At 63.2% G+C, this 20,373-nt stretch carries 9 protein-coding genes; 2 read left to right on the top strand and 7 right to left on the bottom strand.

All coding sequences use genetic code 11. The features are described 5' to 3' along the window. Window positions 1-278 precede the first annotated feature (278 nt). Window positions 279-806, bottom strand: coding sequence for an acyloxyacyl hydrolase (locus K3180_RS04080; RefSeq protein ID WP_221538388.1), 528 nt, complete (start codon window positions 804-806; stop codon window positions 279-281). Window positions 807-1,005: 199 nt separating this feature from the next. On the opposite strand from K3180_RS04080, the gene K3180_RS04075 reads away from it, so the two are divergent. Then, complete coding sequence (locus K3180_RS04075) at window positions 1,006-1,911, top strand: transglutaminase-like cysteine peptidase (protein WP_221538387.1); 906 nt, start codon at window positions 1,006-1,008, stop codon at window positions 1,909-1,911. Between the two features lie 46 nt (window positions 1,912-1,957). Here K3180_RS04075 and K3180_RS04070 read toward each other — a convergent pair whose 3' ends face one another. The 6 genes from K3180_RS04070 to K3180_RS04045 are packed head-to-tail and all read right to left on the bottom strand — an operon-like array spanning window position 1,958 to window position 19,250. Beyond that, window positions 1,958-3,223 (bottom strand): HlyD family type I secretion periplasmic adaptor subunit, encoded by a 1,266-nt coding sequence (locus tag K3180_RS04070; protein ID WP_221538386.1) that lies wholly within the window; start codon window positions 3,221-3,223, stop codon window positions 1,958-1,960. Beyond that, window positions 3,220-4,245, bottom strand: a complete 1,026-nt coding sequence (locus K3180_RS04065) for a cell wall hydrolase (RefSeq protein WP_345719421.1) — start codon at window positions 4,243-4,245, stop codon at window positions 3,220-3,222. Before K3180_RS04065 ends, K3180_RS04070 begins: the two co-directional genes overlap by 4 nt. Next, window positions 4,242-6,386: a type I secretion system permease/ATPase gene (locus K3180_RS04060; protein WP_247710280.1), complete on the bottom strand. Its 2,145-nt coding sequence runs from the start codon at window positions 6,384-6,386 to the stop codon at window positions 4,242-4,244. Before K3180_RS04060 ends, K3180_RS04065 begins: the two co-directional genes overlap by 4 nt. Window positions 6,387-6,412: 26 nt before the next feature. Further along, window positions 6,413-7,816 (bottom strand): TolC family protein, encoded by a 1,404-nt coding sequence (locus tag K3180_RS04055; protein ID WP_221538384.1) that lies wholly within the window; start codon window positions 7,814-7,816, stop codon window positions 6,413-6,415. 15 nt (window positions 7,817-7,831) lie between these two features. Beyond that, a complete protein-coding gene (locus K3180_RS04050) occupies window positions 7,832-8,542 on the bottom strand; it encodes an OmpA family protein (protein ID WP_221538383.1) in 711 nt (236 codons plus the stop codon). A 34-nt stretch (window positions 8,543-8,576) separates the two neighbouring features. Further along, window positions 8,577-19,250: a beta strand repeat-containing protein gene (locus K3180_RS04045; RefSeq protein WP_221538382.1), complete on the bottom strand. Its 10,674-nt coding sequence runs from the start codon at window positions 19,248-19,250 to the stop codon at window positions 8,577-8,579. A gap of 852 nt (window positions 19,251-20,102) precedes the next feature. On the opposite strand from K3180_RS04045, the gene K3180_RS04040 reads away from it, so the two are divergent. Next, window positions 20,103-20,282 (top strand): Flp family type IVb pilin, encoded by a 180-nt coding sequence (locus K3180_RS04040; protein ID WP_221538381.1) that lies wholly within the window; start codon window positions 20,103-20,105, stop codon window positions 20,280-20,282. Window positions 20,283-20,373 lie beyond the last annotated feature (91 nt).

Raw genomic sequence — 20,373 nt, 5'->3', positions numbered from 1 at the left:
AAAAGGTCCCCGTCATTCTCGCTCTCGGGAGCTACGCCTCGCCTCGCGCAAGGTTCGCCCGGCCGCGTGATCTGTTTATCCTGCGCTACCGCCCTTCGGGCTGCTTGAGCGCGGGTGCTCTTTATCTGCGCTATCGCCCTTCGGGCTGCTTGAGCGCAGGTGCTTCCCACGGCGTTAGGTCCGGGCTCGCCGCCGGATGTTTTGACGTGTCCGCTCGTCACCCTGGCTTTCGCTGGGATAACGACTGGTTCGAATCCGGAACCGCCCGCTGCTACCTGTCACATCCGGTAGTTCACCCGCAGCCCCATCATGTCGATGCCGGGATTCTGCTCGCTGTTGAACAAGCGCGCATTGCTGATGTGGACCCAGCTTGCCTCCACCGACCAGCGCTCGTCGAGGTCCACGCCGACCGCCAGTTCCGGCTCGAACAACACGCGGCTGCCCAGATCGGTACGCATGCCCGTTTCCGGATCGACGCGGAGCGAGGGTGCATCGTGGATCACCAGCCCGACGCCGGGCCGCACATACAGTTTCCCGACCTCCGCCTTCCAGCTCACCCCGGCGCCAACGAAGCTGGTATCGCCCGAAAGATTCGCCGAGCCGAAGATATAGGGCTGCACATCGGCCAGAGCCTCGATCTCGTCGAAGCGAACCCCGACCTGGGCATCGATGCCTCCCTCATTGGTATCGAAGGTGAAGGGCGTATCGACTCCATGTGCATAGATGCCGCCATAGATTTCCTGCGCGCTGGCAGCGCCGGGTATCGCGGCGAAGGCGAGCGCAAGCAGGGGGGCGGTAAAGCGCATGGTGTGAATTCCCGAATTGTCGTGACGGAGCGTTAGGGATTAGGCGGCGCCAGCTTTCGCGGGGCTGAAGCAAGGTCTTACCCGGCCATTAACTCTGACCTGCAACTGTTCCTTGAACTTGCCTTCGTACCACCGGGGCATGGTTGGAACCTCATCCTCCCGCGCCCTGCTTCGCCCTGCCCTGGCGGCCGCAGCTCTGTTGGCAATTGCCCCGCACCCTGCGCAGGCCGCGACCCCGGCTATCGCGGTCCAGGCGGTCGAGATGATGACATCCGGTTGCAACGCACCGATCGCGGCCAATGCGCCGATTTCCCTTACCCCGGCTTCCGCGAGCAAGGCTTCGCAGATCATCGGCGGCGAGAGCGCGCTCGACGCGATCCGCGCCCGGCAGGCGGGAACGGCGCCTTCGCATCCGCTGTTTTCCAGTGCGCCGGGCAAACCCTTCGAACCGGCCGCCGCGCCGCTTGCTTCGCGCAGCACAAACTGCGCCATCGAAGCCAGCCCCTTCGCTGCGGCAAACCTGTTCCAATCGGGCCGGACCCAGTTCGCGGCCCCGCGCCGCGATGCATCGCTCCTGCCGTCGGGCGGGCGCAAGGACCTTGTCCTCGGCAGCCGCATGGTGCCGATTTCGCGCACGAGCTTCGATGCCCAGTGGCAGCGAGTAAGCGCAAGACGGACGAACCTGTCCGCCACCCTTTCGCGCGCGGCGGGAACACGCGAAAATCTCGGACAGCTGATCGCGTCGGTCAACCGCTGGGTGAACCGCGAGATCGAGCATGCCGAGGATATCGACCTTTATGGCCGTAGCGACTACTGGGCCGACGCGGCGACCACCCTCCGCCTTGGCCAGGGTGACTGCGAAGACTTTGCCTTGCTCAAGATGGAACTGCTCGCGGCAGCCGGCGTGGCGCGCGAGGATATGATCCTGACGCTGGCGCGCGACCTCGTCCGCCGCCGCGATCATGCGGTGCTGCTGGTAAGGACCGATGACGGCTATCTCATGCTGGACAATGTCGGCAGCGCGCCGCTCGATGCCTCACAAGACCATGGCTATCGCCCGGTCATGAGCCTGGGCGCTAAGCAGAGCTGGCTGCACGGATACTGAGAGGCACGAGCGGCAGTAACGCTCGCACCACTCCCTCAAGCAAAACTCAACGCTCGGTCAGCGCGCGGTCGAAGGCGCGGTTCACCGGCTTGAAGAGATAGGACAGCACGCTGCGACGTGCGGTGAGGATTTCGACGTCGCAGATCATGCCCGGCACGATCGGCAGGCGCACCCCGCCCTTCTCAATGAATGCGCGGTCGGTCTCGATTACCACTGCATAATAGGCCTCGCGTTCGACCTCGTCGAAGATGCTGTCGGCGCTGACCTGTGCGACGCGCCCTTTCAATCCGCCGTAGATCGAAAAATCATAGGCCGTGACCTTCACATTCGCCCGGTCGCCCACCTTCACGAAGGCGCGGTCGCTGGGCGAGATGCGGGCCTCGATCAGCAGCTTGTCGCCCACCGGCACGATCTGCATGATCTTCTCGCCCGCATTGACGAAGCCGCCCTCGGTGGTGACCTGCACATCGTTGACGATCCCGTCCGACGGCGCGCGCAATTCGTTGCGGTTGCGCCGCGCGGTGGCACCCCGAATGCTTTCCTCGTTCACCGCCATGCGCGTGGCGATCTCGCTACGTTCGGCCAGCGCCTGCTGGCGGAAATCGGCACGCGCCTGGCTGAGATCGGCCTGCGCCTGGCTGATCGATGCGGAAGCGCGCGCTGCGGCCTGACGCGCAGCCGAGAGACGGCCCTGCAGGTCGATCACCTCGCGCTCAGCCGTCAGCAAATCGGTCTGGGGCACGATATTCTTGGCCGCCAGCGGGCGCAGCATCTCGACCTGTTCGCGGGCAAGACGCAGGCTGCTTTCGAGGCTCGACGCGGTGGCCTGGGCTTCGGCGAGATCGCGGCGACGCTGTTCGATCGCCGAAGCGAGCGAAGATTCGCGGGCGCGCGCGGTCGCCGCACGGGCCTGAGCAAGGCGGCGCTCCTCGGCACAGGCGCTGCCGCTTTCGCAGCCCAACACGCCGCCGCCAGCCTCCTGGCTAAGCCGCTGAGCGCGTACGGCGAGCCGCTCGTTCTCGGTCTGCAATTCGCCCAGTGCCGAAGCACTTTGCGAATCGTCGAGCCGGACCAGCAGATCGCCCTCTTTCACGCTTTGCCCGCTGCGAACGAGGATTTCCTCGATGACCGCAGGTTCCGAAGGCTGCACCAATTGCGCCTTGCTCGACGGGATGACCGTGCCGGTGCCGCGGGTTATCTGGTCGACCTGTGCAAAGGCGGCCCAGGCGAACAGCAGGGCGATCCCGACTGCGGCGGTGACGATCAGGCGCTGCGCCGCGCTCATCGTGCTCCAGCGCTGGAAGACAGTCATTGCGATTGCTCCGAAGATCCGGGCGCCGCCGCGACGAGCGCGCCCTGCGAAGAGAGGGTATTGCGATAGCCTGCGCTGGCTTCGACCGGGTCGGGGATGGTCAGGCGCCAGGTCTTGGTAGTGTCGATCCGCCCGCCGACATCGGCGGCGGCATGACGGTCCGTGATGTCCGGCTCTACGGTCAGGCCGGGCGTATAGGCAGCTTCCGCGGCCAGCTCGATACGCTCTTCGCCTTCCTTGTCGATGAAGCGTGCGAAATCGACCTGCGGCTTGAACTCGCGCCCTGCCCAGTCGCCATAGAAACTGGCGGCGCGGCCGGGCGAGCCCGGGAAACGATAAAAGATATGGCGGCCGATGGTGGCGATCTTGCCCAGCTTGAAGGCCCAATAGGGCACGACATAATCGGCATGGTAATGCGTAGCTGTGCCGACTTCGGGAACTTCGCGGCCCGACAGCGCATCGCGTGCAATCGCCTTGGCCGATCGCCACAGATCCGTCTGCGGCTTGCGCATCAGCGCCCCGTCGCAGGTGAAGCTGAACTGGCAGACCTTCTGGTTCCAGCCCTGATATACAACGCCGCACACGGTGTTGGGATAGGCCGGATGCCGCACCCGGTTGAGCACCACCTGCGCAACCGCGCGCTGGCCCAGCACAGGTTCCAGCGCCGCTTCATAATAGACAGCCTGCGCGAGACAGTCGATCGCAGTGCCGTAGTGGCTCGAAGAAAGCGGTATGGCCGAGAAACGGCCGGGACGTTCCAGGCGGCCCGCCAGCGTGGGGATCGCAAGGTTCCGCGCCAGCGCATCGTCATCGTCGGCCCCGGCACCGAGCAGCATTGCGCCCGCTTCGGTGGAAGTCGTCATGTCCGCAAGGTCGGCCTGCAAGTCCGGCGAAAGCTGCGCCATGGCGATGGCCTTCTCCTGCGGCACCAGCAGCGACGAGGTGCCGACGAGTAGGCTTGTCACCGCGAGGACGGAGAAGGCCCAGATGCGGCGGATGCGGGTTGCGGCGGCCTTGCTCACGCCACACCTCCGCGCGCTGCGCCGGCTTTGGCCAGGACTTCCTTCACCGGACCGTCGGCGGCGACACGGCCTTTGTCCAGCACGATCAGGCGATCGCAAATGGCGAAAAGCGCCGCGCGGTGGGTCGAGATGACCAGCGTCTGCTCGGGCTTCATCGCGCCCGACAGGCGTTCGACGAACATCTTCTCGGTTTCGCTGTCCATCGCGCCGGTCGGCTCGTCGAGGAACAGCAGTTCGCGCGGCTCGACCAGCGCGCGGGCGAGCGAAAGGAAACTGCGCTGACCACCCGATAGCTGGCGTCCGTCTTCGCCCACCGAACGGTCGAACCCGCCGGCATCGCGCGAGAGGAACTGGTCCGCACCCGTTGCGCGCATGGCTTCCAGCAATGCCTCTTCGGAAAGGCCGAGCCGTCCAAGCGTAAGATTGTCGCGCACCGAACCCGAAAACAGCGCCGCATCCTGTCCCACGAAGCCCAGTGCCTCACGCAGATGTTGCGGACGATACTGACGGCTATCGATACCGTTGACCATCATCGCGCCCTCTGTCGGCGCATAGAGCCCGCAAAGCAGGCGTCCGAAGGTCGATTTGCCCGATGCGACCCGGCCGACCAGCGCAATACGCTCGCCTGGCTCGATGGTGAGATTGAGACCGGAAAGCGCCGCGGGCGCTTCTTCGGCATAACGGAATTCGGCATCCTCGAAGACGATGCGCGGACGCTTGATGGCGCTGGGCGCGATGCTTGCACCGAGCTTGCGTTCGTCCCCGCCTTCGAACATGCGCTCGATGCTGGATAGTGTCTCCTTGGCCTGCCGCCCGCGGGTCAGCAGGAAAGCGATCTGGCCTGCCGGTGCTAGCGAGCGCGAGGCCAGCATGACGATGGCGATGATCGCGCCCATGGTGATCTCGCCCGCGGCAAACAGATAATAACCGCCGATGATCAGCGCGACGGTCGAGATCTGCTGGAACACCTGTGCGAGGCTGACGGCAACCGAGTTGATGTTGCGCAGGCGCAGCTGCGAATGGCCGCCGATATCGGCAAGCCGGTGCCAGCGCGAGAGCATGCCACCCTCCCCGCCCATTGCCTTCAGCGTCTCCGCACCGGTGAGAGATTCCACCAGCAGCGTCTGCTGCAAGCCGTAATCGGCCTGCGCATCCTGCGAAGCCTCGACCACCTTTTTCTGCAGGACGAAGCCGGCAACCGCCATCGCCGCGATGATGGTCAGCGGCACCAGCGCAAGCCAGCCCGCGATGATCGCGATCACCGCCACGAAGACCACGAGGAAGAGAACGTCGACCACCAGCACGACCGAGGTCGAAGCGAAGAAATCGCGCACGATGGCATATTCGGCCACCCGCGCGGCCATCGAACCGCTGTGACCCTTGCGTTCTGCCAGCGGCATGGCGAGCAGGCGCGAGAAAATCTTCTGGCTGAGCTTGAGATCGAGTCGCTTGGCGATCTCGTCGACGATAGAGGTCCGCGCGCGGCGCAGCGCGAATTCGAGCGCGAAGGCGAGCAACACGCCGAGGCCCAGCACCCATAGCGTTTCCTGCGCCTGGTTGGGGATGACCCGGTCGTAGACGTTCATGGTAAAGATCGGCAGTGCGACCGCCAGCAGGTTCACCAGCAGCGAAGCGAGCAATACCGGCATGAAGGCGCTGCGTTCGCGGCGCAGTTCGCCCCAGAACCAGTGGCTCCGCGCCTTTGCGTGCCAGGGTGCCTCGTCGGCGCGCATCCGGTCGGGATCGCCGTATACAGGTATCAGCGTATCGGCATAGACCTCGCCGAGATCGTGGCGCTTTTCCCAGGTCTCCGCGCCGGTTTCCGGACGCCAGACGAGCAATTCGTCCTCCTGCGCCTCGAGCAGCAGGACGAAGCCGCCATCGTCCATCGCCGCGATGGCAGGCAGGAGCTTGGCATTGGTCGGCAGGCGCCGACGGCGAAGGACATCGTGGTTCAGACCGACAAGGTCGAGTGCAGCCGGGGCCTGGTGGACGGGAAGCAGCCCTTCCGTATTACGCGGAAGCTGGCCAAGAGTATTGCGCGCAAACGGCAAGCCATAGCGCTTCGCCGCTTCCCCAATGCAATCGACGAGCGGGTCAAGGACCCGCCCGCCAATCTGTTCAGCCTTAGCCTGTTCCATAGCCGTCATCGGCCCTTTGTGTTGCGTCAATCTCCGGCGACGCGCCGCTGCAGTTCGGCATCGGCTGACGGTCCATAGTTGAACCGTTCGCGTTCCTGCTCGCCTGCCCCGGCCCCCGGAGCGATGCTCAGCGCATCGAGGAACTGGTTTGTAGCAGCAAGCGTCTGGTACTGCGCGAACAATTGGGAGAACCGTGCCGTTTCGAGACGGACCTGCGTATTGAAGCGCGTATTCTGCGCATCGAGCACGTCCAGCAGCGAACGGCGACCGATGTTGAACTGGCTGCGATAGCTCAGCAGGAGGTCGTCGCTGACCTGGCTCTGGCGGTCGAGTTGCTGCACCACGCGGCGCTGCGTATCAAGCTGTTGCCATGCCAGGCGCACGTCTTCTTCGGCAGCACGCTGGCGATCATGCAGCGCATAACGGGCGAGGCTAGCCTGGCGAATGTTCTCCTGCAGCTTGGCCCGGTTGATGCCGCCGTCGAACACATCCCAGCGCAGCACCACGCGGGCCTGCAGATCGGTGGTTTCTCCTGCGAAACCGTCGATGTCCTCGCCGGTGCGGCCGCTCGCTTCGATGCCAATCGTCGGCCAGAGGTCGCCCTCGGCGGAATCGACCAGAGCATTGGCGGCATCGACATCGGCTTCCGCTTCACGCACCAGCGGGTTGTTCAGTCGAGCCAGTCCTATTGCCGTCGGCAGATCGGAGGGCATAGCGCTCGAAAGATCCGGCGGAACGGTACCGACATTGATGTCCATGCCGGTCAAGCGGCGCAGCGAGATATAGGCATTCTGGAGCTCCAGATCCGCCTCCTCGGTGCGCACCAGCGCCGATTGCAGCCGCTCTTCGGCCTGCTGACGATCGGCGACAGAGATCGAACCTTCGTCCACCCCTGTCGACAGATCGGAAACGAGCGTCTGGTGGAACGCCGCATTGTCACGCGCCGCGGCGGCAACGCGTTCCTGAAGGAGCACGTCGAGATACTGGCGGGCAACCTGCAGGGCGATGAATTCCGAACGTTCGACCACGCGCAGCGATGCGCCATCGACGCGGGCCGCCTGGCGGAGCAGCTCGCCACGGCGGCGACCGAAGTCGAACACCGTCCATTCGGCGTTGATCCCTGCTTCCAACGGATAGAGTTCGTTGTTCGCAATGCCCAGCGAGCGGCGGGTGTTGTTTTCCAGCCGCCTAATGCCGGCGCTTGCCTCTATGCCGACGCGGGGCAGGTAAAGCCCTTGCGCCTGCTTGCGTTCGAACTCGATCGCTTCCTTGTTGTACTGTGCCTGCAGGATTTCCGGATTCGACTGCATGGCGATCGCAATCGCGTCCTGCATCGATACAGTGTCCGCAGACGTGGTCTGCGCCATGGCTGCCGGAGCCGATCCTGCAAGCAGGAGCGCCGCGGCAGTGGCCAGGGTTGTCTTGCGCATTTTTCGTCCCCTCACTTACTGGTTGACCAGGATTTCGACGCGACGGTTCTGCAATTCGCGCACCCCGTCGGCGGTCGGCACGCGGGGGTTTTCCTCACCCTCGGCGCGCGTGGAAATTGCGGCATCGGCGATTCCGCGGCCGACCATCAGGCTCTCGATGGCTTCGGCGCGGCGTTCCGACAGGCCCTGATTGTAGGCGTTGCTGCCCGACCTATCCGTATGACCGACGACGGTGAAGCGGGTCCAGTTGCAGACCGGCGCATTCTCGACCACGTATTCGACCGTCTCCACCGCGTCCTGCTGTGGCGTGGCGGAATCGAATTCGAAGAAGATGAGGCCCGGTGCCTGCGCGGTGCAGACTTCCGGACGCGCAGCCGGTGCCTGCGGTGCGGGGGTGGCAACCCGCGCCTGCGGTGTGCGGTTCATCATGTCGTAGGCCATGCCGCACTTCGACAGGCTGACCTCGTCCTTGGTGCTGGACTTGAGGAAACCGAGCGCGATGCCGCACTGCGCCTTCGCCTCGCTGGCCCAGATGTAACGCGGATCGTTCGCATTCACGATTCCAGGATCGTTGGTGAGCGCGAGTGCGGCGTCGTACCGCATCTGTACGGCGCTGCGCAGCTCGCTGCCGTCCAGGCTCATAAGGTCATCCTGCGCGAAGGCCGCAGTGGGGGTCATCCCCACTGCGGCTCCGGCAAGCGCGAAAATCGCGGTTGTCTTTCTCATTGCAATGCCCCTTGTTTCAAACTTCTCATTGCGATCATGCCGCAGCCGCTGCCAATGCGGCCGCTTCGTCGTTCTGGTCCTGCGGCATCATGCCCATGGCATGGAGCGCCACATCGTTTCCGATCATGCTGTCGAGCAGCCCTTCCGGCGGCGCTACCGCTACTGCCGGACCATCGTTGGCTGCGAAGTGATCGACGATGGCATCGACTGCGGCTTCCGCCGCGATGTCGGCCACAGCCTCGCCCAGAGCCTCTCCGGCTTCCGCCAGCTTGGCCGGGGCTTCGAGCATAAGCAGCGCTTCCATCCCGCTTGCCGCGTCACCCCCGGCAAAGCCTTCGAACACGCTCGGGCCACCCGCCAGTTGCGGTCCGGCATCCATGCTCTGAGTGAAGTTCACGCTTTCGTCTGGCGAGCTGCCAGCCAGGTCGGCCTGCGGTGCCTTGAAAGCACTCTGCCCTTCGAGGATGTTTGCCATCGCCGGTTCGCTCGAGACGGCCCGATCCGTCGGGCCCAGGCTATCGAAGCTCAACGCCTCGGCTTCCGGCAGTTCCGGTGCACGGATATCCGCAATCGGAGCAAACTCGAAATCAACCATATCGCGGTGCGCGGAAGCGGGATCGCCGAAGGTCTGGTCGAATTGCGCCTGCATTTCCGGCATGAAGAAACCGGAGGCCATAGCCGCGACTGTCGCCATTTCCATCGGCCGCATAGCCGTACGCGGATCGGTCGAAGTCTTGGCTGTCGGCGACACGGCAAAGGCCGCGTCTGCGAAAATGCCCGTGGAGCCGTCAGCGTAGGTAAATTCTCCCTCGCCATGGACCAGCACATCGCCGTCGAACACTGTATAGGCATCGCCATCGGACACGAGGGCAATCGACGAGATGCCCGCTTCGGTCAGCGTGGAGAATTCGCCGTCATCCGTCACACCGTTGGAATTGGTATCCTGCCACACGCCGAACGAGGCGAAATCCGCATCCTTCGCGTCCAGAACTCCATCCCGGTTAGTGTCATGTTTCGCAGCGAGCCCCTCGAGGTCGGTCAGGCCATTGCCGCCAAACACGATTTCGGTGCCGTTGTCAGCCGCTCCATTGCCATTGGCATCATGAACCAGCAGGCCATCATCCGGCGCGACCCAGGCCGTGGTTACCAGACCGCCGCCATAGTCGTATGCGACCCCCGCATCCATGCCGAGGAACTCAACCCCGTCGCCATCTAGGTCGAGCACGATGGGTGGAGCCGTCGGCTCTGCCGTGATCGCAAGTTCGCCCGAATCTACTGTATCGCCGTCACCGTCGACAACGGAGATCGGCACAGAGAAATCGACCGGATCATTGGTGATGGCAGTGGCCCCGAAATCACCGATCTTGAAGGTATTTCCGGAGACATAGGCCCATTCGACGCTGTTATAGCCATCGTCGGTATATGCCGCGACCACCGTATCGGCGCGGACGCCAGCGATATCAACCGTCCCGTCCCCGTTGAAGGTTACGGTGAAGACACTGCCGCCTACATTGTAGGCACCATCGGTCGTGATGAGCGAGCTGCCACCATTGTAGCTTATCGCAACGCTGGTGATGGCGTCGGGAGTGCCGTCACCAACATCTTTCACGGTTCCGCTGTCATCATCGTCGAACGCGGAAACCTTGATGGTCGTCGTGCTGTTGATCGAGGTGAACCTGGCCGAACCGCCGTTGATGGTGTAATGTCCATCGAAGGTCTGGGTATCGTCGCCGGCATAGAAGTCGCCACCGGGTACCGGGCTGCCATCGAGGTCGATCACGTAGTCGACTCGCATCGCCTCACCCGAACCAACCGAATTGCCGCCACCAACGCCACCTTCATTGGCGTTGGTGTTCACCGTATCCCCGCCAACCGGCGTGAGCAGGAGATCCTGGCTGTCATTGTCGCCCGGCTGGGTAAAGCCGGCCCACGATCCATTGCCGCCGACGAAATCGTATCCGCCGTCGTTGAAATCGATGGTGCTCGTTGAATCCAGCGACCCGTGCATCGTCACGACATATTGATCGTCGCTGCCCACCGGCTGCAACTCGATCGTGAAGACGACGCTGTCATCGCTCGACTTGGTCGCGGTCAGAACCGTACCGTCCGGCGAGATCGAGTATTCGAGCGATGCCAGCCCCGATGTCAGGCCCTGGGACTCGAGCGCCGCGATCGTGGCGTCGGTGAAGATCACCTCACCGCCATCGGCCCCCATATTGTCGTCCACGTCATTGTCGGTGTCGAGATAGGCGCTGGCACTCGCCCCGCCCCCATTCGTTACGTCGAGCGAGTAGGCCACCACCGGAGTCGGCACATCGTCGGAGACCGAGACGGAGACCGAGGATGTCGCCGTGTCGCCATCTATATCGGTTGCCACCACATCCACCGAGCCGAGCAAGAAGGTGTCATCCGCGGTGAAGATCGGGTGGCTGCCGTAATTGTTCGACAACGTCGCCGTCACCGTCGCCGTGTCGCCCGTTCGCGTCAGATCAAGCGTAACCACCAGCGTGCCGCCATCGGAGCCGGTGATCGTGTCGTCGTCCACCCGCACCCACGTCAGGCTCGCATCGAGCCCTGTCAGGTCGGTGCCGAAGGCAATCGTGTCGATCGCATCCGATCCGGCAGTAAAGACGATGTCGTCACTGTCGGTTACCGGAGGGGCCGGGTTCGTTCCGTCGGCCAGGTTCTCATCATCGACCAGCAAGCTGATCGGAGGACCTGCGATTGGGCCTGCACCGTCGGTGATGTCGATCGGTTGCGTGGCGGTATCGAAATCGCCGTCGCCATCGGTCAGCGTGTAGCTGAACGAAGCATCGATATCGCCGCCCGTATGATCGAGGCCCGGGTTAGGATCGAAGGTCCAGTTGCCATCCATGTCGATCGTGTAGGTGCCGTTGGCGGTCATCAGCGTCGCGTCCGAACCGTCCTGCGGCACGGCAACGGTCTCCACGCCCACCGTGATCGCGGTTACCGTCGCCCCGTCCGCGCCTTCGGTGTCGTTCGACAGCACATTGCCGCCGATCGTGCCGACCGCATCTTCAGCCACCGTCGCTCCGCTCTCGTCGACTGCGTCGGGGCCGTCATCGAAGAAGGAGATCGCAGCTCCTACACCCGCGCTCTGCGAGACGCTGTCGCCATCGCCATCGGTCAGGGTGACCGTGGCATCGACCAGCCCAGCAAGGTTGAGCACATCGTTGTATTCGCCTGCCGAATTGTCGCCATCGACCGTGTGTTCGAGGGCTACGTTCTGGACCAGCGTTACCGTGCCATCCGCATTGATAGTCACGGTGAAGGCAGTCAGATCGCTTATGCCATCGTTATAGACACCCGAGATGACGTTCGGCGTGAGCGGTTCCTGCACCAGTGTGATGGCATGATCGCCTTGCGCGGTGGCGAGCGCGGTCGACCCATCGCCGACAATGTCGAGCGTGTAGGAAACCGAACCGGTCGTTGCCGGACCATCGGCTCCGAAATCGCCACTATAGGCGATGATCGCGGCGGCGCTGGTATCCTCGATCGGGAAGCCGGCGGGGCTGCCCGCATCGGTTTCGTCGACGTCGACCGAGCCGTTTGCGGATACGCTGCCGATGGTCGGGCCGTCATCCTCGAAAGCAATGGCAGTGGTGATGTCGATCGCGGCCGATTGGTCGGTGTCTCCGTCGCCATCCTGCGCAGTTACCACGGCGCTGAGCGAACCGGTCGCCAGCGTTTCGGGCGTCAGCTCTTCGTCGGGATCGCTGGGATCGTCATGCTGGACCGAGAGGTACTGTTCGACGGAGATTTCGCCGGTATCGACGTCGATCGAGACCGCGAAGGCCGCCGTGGTGGTGCCATCCACAACACCGACGACAACCGTATCGCTCACCGCGACGAGTGTGATCGCGGTGCCATCGGTCGTGCTGAGGCCGGAGACGCCGCCATTGCCCACGACGAGGCTGTAGCTCAATCCGCCGCCGTTGACGTCTTGATCGTTTCCGAAGTCGGCGGTCACATCGAGGACGTTCACGCCCGAGCTTGCGCCGACCAGCGTCGGCGAACCGGTGACGTCTGCGTCGTTCCCCTGCGTATAGGTCGCGCCGAGGTCGATCGCGCCTGCAGCTGCAGTAAGATCGGTCTCGTCGAGCACGACCATCGCACCGGCACTGAGGGATGCGCTCACGCTGGGCCCATCGTCGAGGATCTGGAATGCGCCGCCGATATTGGCAGTCGCCTGCGCGGTGTCGCCATCGCCATCGGTTACCGTCGCGGTCAGTGTGATCAGGTCCGCAGCCCAGGCGGGGACCGGTTCGGAATCATTGTGATCGCCGGTGTCACCATGGACGACCGCACGCTGCTGGTCGAAGGTAACAGTGCCGTTCGCATCCACAGAGATAACGAACACGGTGTCTCCATTGCCGTTCTGGCCTTCGATCGTGCCGTTCACCTCGACGAGCGTGACGTCTGTATTGGTCAGGGTGTCGATCAGGCCGGTCGCTGTGTCAGAGAAGCCGAGCGTATAATCGCTCACATCGCCCGGGCCGTCAGCATTGTAGTCGGGTACGAAGAGCGTCGAAAAATCGGCCGTCGCATCGGTACTGAAATCGTCGTCGTCGACCGTCAGGCTGTCTGCCGTGGGCAAGTCCGCGGCAAGCGTCGGGACATCGTCCGAGACATTCACGGCGACCGAACCGGTCGCGGTGTCGCCATCGATATCGGTAGCGATCACATCGACCGAGCCGAGCGCATCGAGTTCGTCGCCCTGGCTGGAGTGGCCGAGATAATTGTCGTTGAGCGTTGCAGTGACGGTGGCATCGTCACCGACTACATTGAGCGTCAGCGTGACGACGAGGCGGCCGCCATCCGAACCGGTGATGGTGAAATCGTCCACCCGCGTCCAGGTAAGGCCGCCGTCGAGACCCGAAGTATCGCCGAAGACGATGCTGTCGAACGGATCCGATCCGGGGACGAAACTGATCGTGTCGGAATCCGAGTCCGGGCCGGCCGGCGTGCTGCCATCGGCAAGATTCTGGTCGTCGACAGTCAGGCTCACCGCTTCGGGATCGTTCGGACCATTTCCGTCGAGGATGCGGATCGGCTGGGTGGCGGTGTCGGTATCGCCGTCACCGTCGGTCAGTGTGTAGCTGAAGTCGGCATCGATCGGCCCGAGGCTCTGGTCGAGGCCCGGGTTCGGATCGAAGGTCCAGTTGCCGTCCATGTCGATCGTGTAGGTGCCGTTGGCGGTCATCAGCGTCGCGTCCGACCCGTCCTGCGGTACGGCAACGGTCTGCGCGCCCACCGTGATCGCGGTGACGGTGGCTCCATCCGCACCTTCGGTGTCGGGCGTGCCGTCGGTCATGACATTGCCGGAAATATCGGCAGCGTCCTCGGCGACATCAATCACCGTCTGGTCGGTGGCGGTCGGAACGTCGTCCACGATATCGACGTTGATCGTCCCGCTGCCGATCAGATTGTTGAACTCGTCATAGACTTCGTATCCGAAGCTTTCCTGGCCGGTGACGGTATTGGCGCCGTTGTCGCCGCCCTGGTCGGGCATGATGCTGTCGCCATCAACGTTCGTATTGAGCGTATAGGTATATTCGCCCGTCACGCTGTCGAGGGTGAGAGTACCGTAGCTGCCGCCCGCCGGATCGGTCAGCACATAGGTGAAGGTGCCTGTCGCATTGGTGACGGTGATCTGGCCGTCGGCGTCGATCTCGCTGTCGCTCGGCGCATCGCTGCCCGTGGGAAGACCCGCTTCGTAGACGATCGCCTCATTGTCTTCGACCGTGCCTGCAACATTGGCGATATCGATATCGAGCGTCGCTTCGGCGATGTCTCCGTCGGCATCGACGATCTGATAGGTGAAGCTGTCCGTGACATCCGCATTGGTGGCGTTGGCGAAGCTTTTGTAGCTGTAGCTGCCATCGGCATTTACAGTCAGTTCGCCGTAGGTCCCCGTAACCACGAAGGGTGCGCCATTGTCGCTGCCGCCGGTGCCCGAAACCGCCAGGATGGTCAGCGTTCCGTCGGCACCGTTCGCATCCACGCCAAAGCCGTCGTCATCGGTCAGGATGTTGCCGGTGACCGTGGCACCTTCCATGACCGAATTGGTATTGTCGGTCGCGGTGGGTGCATCGTCGTCGAAGGTGATGTCGAGCGTGGCGTCGGCAGTTTCGCCTTCGCTGTCGGTGACGGTGAAGCCGATACTGGCCAGCGCATCGTTTTCGTCATTGCCGGCAGTGTGTAACACGTTCTGCAGCAGGGTGACGGTGTAATCGCCGGTCGCCGCATCGGTGATTTCCACCGTGAAAATGTCGCCGCGGTCGCTCGATGCTGTAAGCGTGTTGCCGCTGACCGAATAGGTGACCATTTCGCTGCCCAGCATCACGCTGGAACCGTGGAGGCCGGCATCGAAGGTGATGGTCGCCGGGCCGTCGTTGCCGACGTCGAAGGTCAACGTGCCGGTGAAGCTCGCCTCGCTGGTATCGGCAGGATCGTCACCCGCATTGGCGTCCAGATCGCCGGTGGTGGAGTCCGGATTGCCGCCGGGCAGGCCGTCATCGTCCACTGCCGCGGCAACCGTGCCGCCGCTCGGCTCGCTGTCCGGCTGGAGATTGACTGTCACAGTGGCGGTCGAGCTGTCGCCGTCCTGATCGGTAATGGTGTAGGTGAAGCTGTCGGTCAGCTGGCCGTTGCTGCCTGCGCCCGGAGCCGGGGTATAGGTGAACAGGCCGGTAGCCGGATCGTAGGTCGCGGTTCCCTGTGTGCCCTGCGAACTTACGACGACGCTGACGCCATCTGCAGTGAGGACACCGTCTGCGCCGAACACGTCGTTGGCCAGCGCATCGATCACGATCGGCGCGTTCTCTGCACCCTGATTGGCGCTATCGTCATTCGCCGTCGGAACGTCGTCGATCACCGCAATGTCGAGCAAGGCGGTATCTTCGGACCCGTCGCTGTCGGTGGCAACGACTTCGAGGCTGTCGACCAGCTGGTCTTCGCCGTCCGCCATATGATCCAGCGTGTTGTCGCTCAGTTCGTACTCATAGGAGACGGTGGCCGCGACCACGTCGCCATTGGCGTCGGTCGTGACAGTCACGCCGGTCACGTTCACCGTGCCATAGACGCCGGGGATCGAGATCGGATAGCTTTCGCCGCCGCCCCAGACCTGGACGCCGCCCACGGTCAGCGTGTCCAGCCCGTCGGGGCTGTCGACCGTGAAGTCGCCACTGGGCGTCAGCGCCGCCGCGTCGGGCGAGGAGCCGTCCGCCAGATCGTCTTCGTCGACCGTCAGCTCGGGCGTCTCGAGGTCGAGGCCGTTGATCGTAACGATATCGTCATCGCCATTGATCGTGACCGTCAGCGTGGTGACGCTGGTGTCGCCGTCACCGTCGGTAAGCGTATAGGTGAAGACCTCGGTCAGGCTCTCGGTTGAATCGAGGCCCTGGACGAACTCGTTCGTATTATCGAGCGTGTAGGTATAGCTGCCATCGGCATTGAGGACGAGCGAGCCATAGGAACCCGCAGTCGCTCCGCCGACTGTGCCTGGGCTGCCGCCGAAGGAAACATCGCTCACGCTCGCGCCATCGGCACCGGTTGTGTCGCCGCCATTGTCGCCATTAGCTTCGGCATCGGTGATGACATTGCCGTCCGCGGTCAGCGGGCCGTCCTCGGTCACGCTGTCGGTGTCCGCAACTGCCGTCGGAACGTCGTCGATGATAGCAATGTCGAGATCACCCGAAGCCACGTCGCCATCCTGGTCGGTGACGATTACTTCGAAGCTGTCGAAAGTGTCGTCGCCATCGGTCTTGGTGGTCAGCTCGTAGGTGTAGCCGATCGAACCTTCCGCGATCGAGGTGATCGTCAGTGTGCCGAAGCTGCCATTGATCGTCTGGCCGACCGCGGTCACGGTCTGGCCGCCGATGGTCACCGTTGCCGGGCCGTCGGGCGCGTCATAGGTGAAGGCGCCGCTCGTGAATTCGCTGTCGCTTGCCGCGTCGGAACCGGCGGGCAGGCCGGCCTCGTCGACCAGCGTGCCATCTCCGCCTGCAACCGGCAGGTCGATCACGACCGGGCTGTCGGCAATCGCGATCACGAGATTGGCGGTGGCGGTATCGCCGTCGCCGTCGGTGATCGTGTAGGTGAAGCTGTCGCTGACACCGCCTTCGGTGCCCGGATTCCGGGTGTAACTGTAGCTGCCGTCGGCCGCGATGGTCAGCGTGCCGTATTCGCCCTGGATGGTATCGCCTGCCGAACCGGTGCCGTTCGCGCCGGTGTAGGAAGTGACGAGCGCGCCGTCCGCGCCTTCGACATCATTGGCCAGCACATTGCCGCCGACCGGGCCGTATTCACCCGCCGAGATGGCGTTCGCATCGTCCGCAGCCGAAGGGTTGTCGTCGACGATGGAGACCACCAGGGTCGTTTGCGCCGTATCGCCATCGCTGTCGGTGACGACCAGCGTGAAGCTGTCGCTATCCGGATCGACCAGCGTATTGTCGGTCAGTTCGTAGCTGTAGCTGTATGCGCCGTCGGTAACCGAAACCGTGAGCACGCCGCGTTCGGTCGTGACGGTGCCGCCGTCGGTTACGTCGACACCGTTGACGACAAGCGAGTCGATGCTGTCGCCGCCGGTCGCGATGGCGATGGAGCCACTGGCGAATTCGCCGTCGCTCGCCGCGTTGGAACCGGCCGGTTCGTCTCCCCGCGCATCCAGCGCTTCCTCGAAGACCGTGTCCTGCCCCTCGACCGCGATTTCGGGCGCGGAATCGGGCTGAAGCGTGATCGTAACCGTAGCGGTCGAAGTATCGCCGTCGCCATCGGTGATCGTGTAATCGAAGGTTACGGTGCCTTCCTCGCCCGCTCCCGGGGTATAGGTGAAGGTGCCGTCGCCATTGTAGGAAACGCTGCCGTCGCCGCTGAGCGTACCGTCGACCACCGCCACTCCGGTGGCCAGGTCCACGCCGTCCGCACCGGTAATATCGTTGTCGAGCGCATCGACGGTGATCGGGGCGTTCTCTTCGCCCTGCGCGCCCGTATCGTCGAAGGCTTCGGGCACGTCGTCGACGATGGTGATCACCAGGTCGTCTTCGGCCACGTCGCCGTCGAGGTCGATCACCACGATGGGGAAGTCGACCGTCGTGCCTTCAGGATCGCCCGTATTGTCGGTCAGTTCGTATTCGTAGGTGATCGTACCTTCGCCGGTCTCCGGGTCATAGGTATAGTCGATGACCGTCAGCGTGCCGGTATCGTCCGCGACGACGACCTGCGGCAGGTTTTCGGGATCGACCACGGTACCGCCGATGGTCACCGAGCCTACGCCATCGGGCGAGGTGAAGGTGATCGTGCCGGATGCCGTTTCATCGTCGCCGTCGAAATCCGAACCCGCCGGTTCGTCGTCGCGGGTGCCGGTGGTGGGTGGCAGCTCGTCCTCGTCGACAACCGTTGCGTCTTCGCCATCGGGCACATTGGTTATGGCATCGTTCGCATCGCCGATATCGATGGTCAGCGTCGCGGTGCTGGTGCTGCCGTCGGCATCGGTGATGGTGTAGGTGAACTCTTCGCTCACGCCGCCGGGCGTGTTGAAATAGCGGGTGTAGGAATAGCTGCCGTCGGCGTTGAGCGTCAGCTCGCCATAGGTGCCGACCAGCGTATCGCCCGGTTCGGCCGAGCCGCCGTCATTGGCGAAGCCGGTAACCGCTCCGCCGGCGGCATAGCCGTCCGCGCCGGATTCGTCGTTGACCAGAACGCTGCCCGCAATCGGCCCGAATGTCCCTGCGGCAACGCTGTTCGCATCGTCGGCCGCGATCGGCGCATCGTCGATGATGCGGATCTGCAGGTTCGCATCGGCGCGGTCGCCATCGGCATCGATCACACTCATCATGAACGAACCGTCAATCTCGCCCCCGACCATATTGTCTTCGAGCGTGAAGCTGAAGCCGATGCGGCCATTGGCAAAATCGATGCTGGTGATGGTCAGCGTGCCCGTTTCGCCTTGGAAGGTCTGGCCGACCGAGGTGATCGCCACGCCGTTGATCAGGACCGATCCCACGCCGTCGGGCGCGTTGAAGACGATGGTGCCGCTGGCGGTTTCGGAATTGGTTTCGCTGCGCGTGCCTTCGGGTTCGGGGGCGCCGTCCACCGTGCGGGCGGGCAGACCGTCTTCATCGACGGTGGCAATGGCGTTGACCACGCCCACCGGATTGTCGGGAGTTTCGATCACGATGTCCGGATCGCGCTCGGCCAGCGCGGGGATGATCTCGCGCTCTTCGGGCTGCGGGAACTGGAGCTGTGTGTAGGGCAGCAGGTCACCCAGAGCGTAGGCGGCCTGGATGTTGCCGGGATCGACTTCGAAATTGCCGCCCGAGCTCTGCGGGTCGCCGGCGGCGGGTTGCGGCTCGTTGCCGGTCAACAGCGCGGCGAGGTTGGCGGCGGGTACGGTGACGCCGTCGATCACGATCTGCGGGACGATGATCGCGCCTTCGGGGATGACGATGCGTGTGCCGTCTTCCAGCACGATCACGAGGTCGCGGCCCTGCGCGGTCATGTTGTCGAGGCTGGCACCTTCCGGCAGGACTACGACGCCATCGGCGTCGGGACGCAGTACGATATCGGCATTGCGCAGGTTCATCGCCTGCGCGGAATTGCCCTGTATATCAGTGGCTTGGCTCTCGGAAGCATTGTCGCTACCCTGGGCGTCGGCAAACTCGTTGCGCGTTTCGAAGCTGTCCATCTCGTCCGTCCTTCCTGTGCGGGCAGGAAAGGAATTCCCCTCCTGTTGCGGACAGTTCACGGATTGTCGGGCCATCTGGCTTTGGAATCCCCACCGGCAAGTATTGCCCCCACCGCAGGGAAGTCTTCCGTACTGTCTCGCGGCCCCGACTTGTTCATTCGCATCCGGAGCGAATCGCCCGGATGATCGATGTGTCGCTGTTGCACCTGAAGTAACGCTTCTCGCACCATTCATGCAATGGAATTTACTTTCTTGAGACCGGTTGAGGGGTGAGAAATGGCTGGCCCGGGGCGGGGAAATCGAATTATCCCATTGATATTCTGAGATAATGCAATTGCGTCTTGGAATGGGACAGTCTTGCGTTCTGCGGGGCGGATCGGGAGGGGTGCTGGAGACTTTCCCGGTTTTTCAGAAGGTAATTATACGCGCGAAGGCGGTTGAAGTGTTCGACGGAGGGTGCGAATCAAGTGCTTCATCGATCCGCGAACACGCCGGAACGCGACGGTAAACATGGGCGATTCACCAGGCAGCGCGATTCGCCACGCAAAGCCGCCCGAATTAACCGCATTTGTTAAAATACGCCCCGGCTAACCCATTGAAATTCGGAGATAGTCGATTTTAGTTGCATGAAAGTTGACCCCCGCCTACATTTGGAGGAACTTAAATGGGCTTCGAGAGGAGCCAGCGTGATAAGAACCGGCGCGAGCCGGTAAACAAAAACAGGGTCGCGCCGGTTCCACACTACCCCTCTCGAACATGGGTTATCCGGAAATAGATGCCGGGACCTTTGAACCATGCGGCGACACGTCAACCAGGCGCCAGCCGTGAATTCACAACTTGGGGTAATACATCATGTTCAAGACTTTTCTTCGTGACGAATCCGGCGCTTCGGCTGCCGAATATGCTCTGATCCTTGCCATTGTTGGCACCGGTATTGCATTCGCTGCATTCACCCTCGGCGAGGCTATCACAGGTGCTATGAGCAGTGCTTCGGACTGCATCGAAAATGGAGCCTCTGACGGTCAATGCTGAGGCATTGAGAAGAATTCGCCCGCGGTCTTTTTGGAAGACCGCGGGCGATTTTTAGTGTAGTTTGCTATTCAATATAGGCTGGGGGGCTATT

It is taken from the genome of Qipengyuania huizhouensis (assembly GCF_019711635.1).
GTDB classification, from domain to species: Bacteria; Pseudomonadota; Alphaproteobacteria; order Sphingomonadales; family Sphingomonadaceae; genus Qipengyuania; species Qipengyuania huizhouensis.
Note: the sequence above shows the minus strand (reverse complement) of the source record. Positions and strands in the feature narration are given on the sequence as shown.

What these genes read in the sequence shown, in the direction of transcription:
- K3180_RS04060 (WP_247710280.1), bottom strand. Translation starts at nt 6,386, where the DNA reads ATGGAACAGGCTAAGGCTGAACAGATTGGCGGGCGGGTCCTTGACCCG.
- K3180_RS04070 (WP_221538386.1), bottom strand. Translation starts at nt 3,223, where the DNA reads ATGACTGTCTTCCAGCGCTGGAGCACGATGAGCGCGGCGCAGCGCCTG.
- K3180_RS04055 (WP_221538384.1), bottom strand. Translation starts at nt 7,816, where the DNA reads ATGCGCAAGACAACCCTGGCCACTGCCGCGGCGCTCCTGCTTGCAGGA.
- K3180_RS04045 (WP_221538382.1), bottom strand. Translation starts at nt 19,250, where the DNA reads ATGGACAGCTTCGAAACGCGCAACGAGTTTGCCGACGCCCAGGGTAGC.
- K3180_RS04080 (WP_221538388.1), bottom strand. Translation starts at nt 806, where the DNA reads ATGCGCTTTACCGCCCCCCTGCTTGCGCTCGCCTTCGCCGCGATACCC.
- K3180_RS04040 (WP_221538381.1), top strand. Translation starts at nt 20,103, where the DNA reads ATGTTCAAGACTTTTCTTCGTGACGAATCCGGCGCTTCGGCTGCCGAA.
- K3180_RS04050 (WP_221538383.1), bottom strand. Translation starts at nt 8,542, where the DNA reads ATGAGAAAGACAACCGCGATTTTCGCGCTTGCCGGAGCCGCAGTGGGG.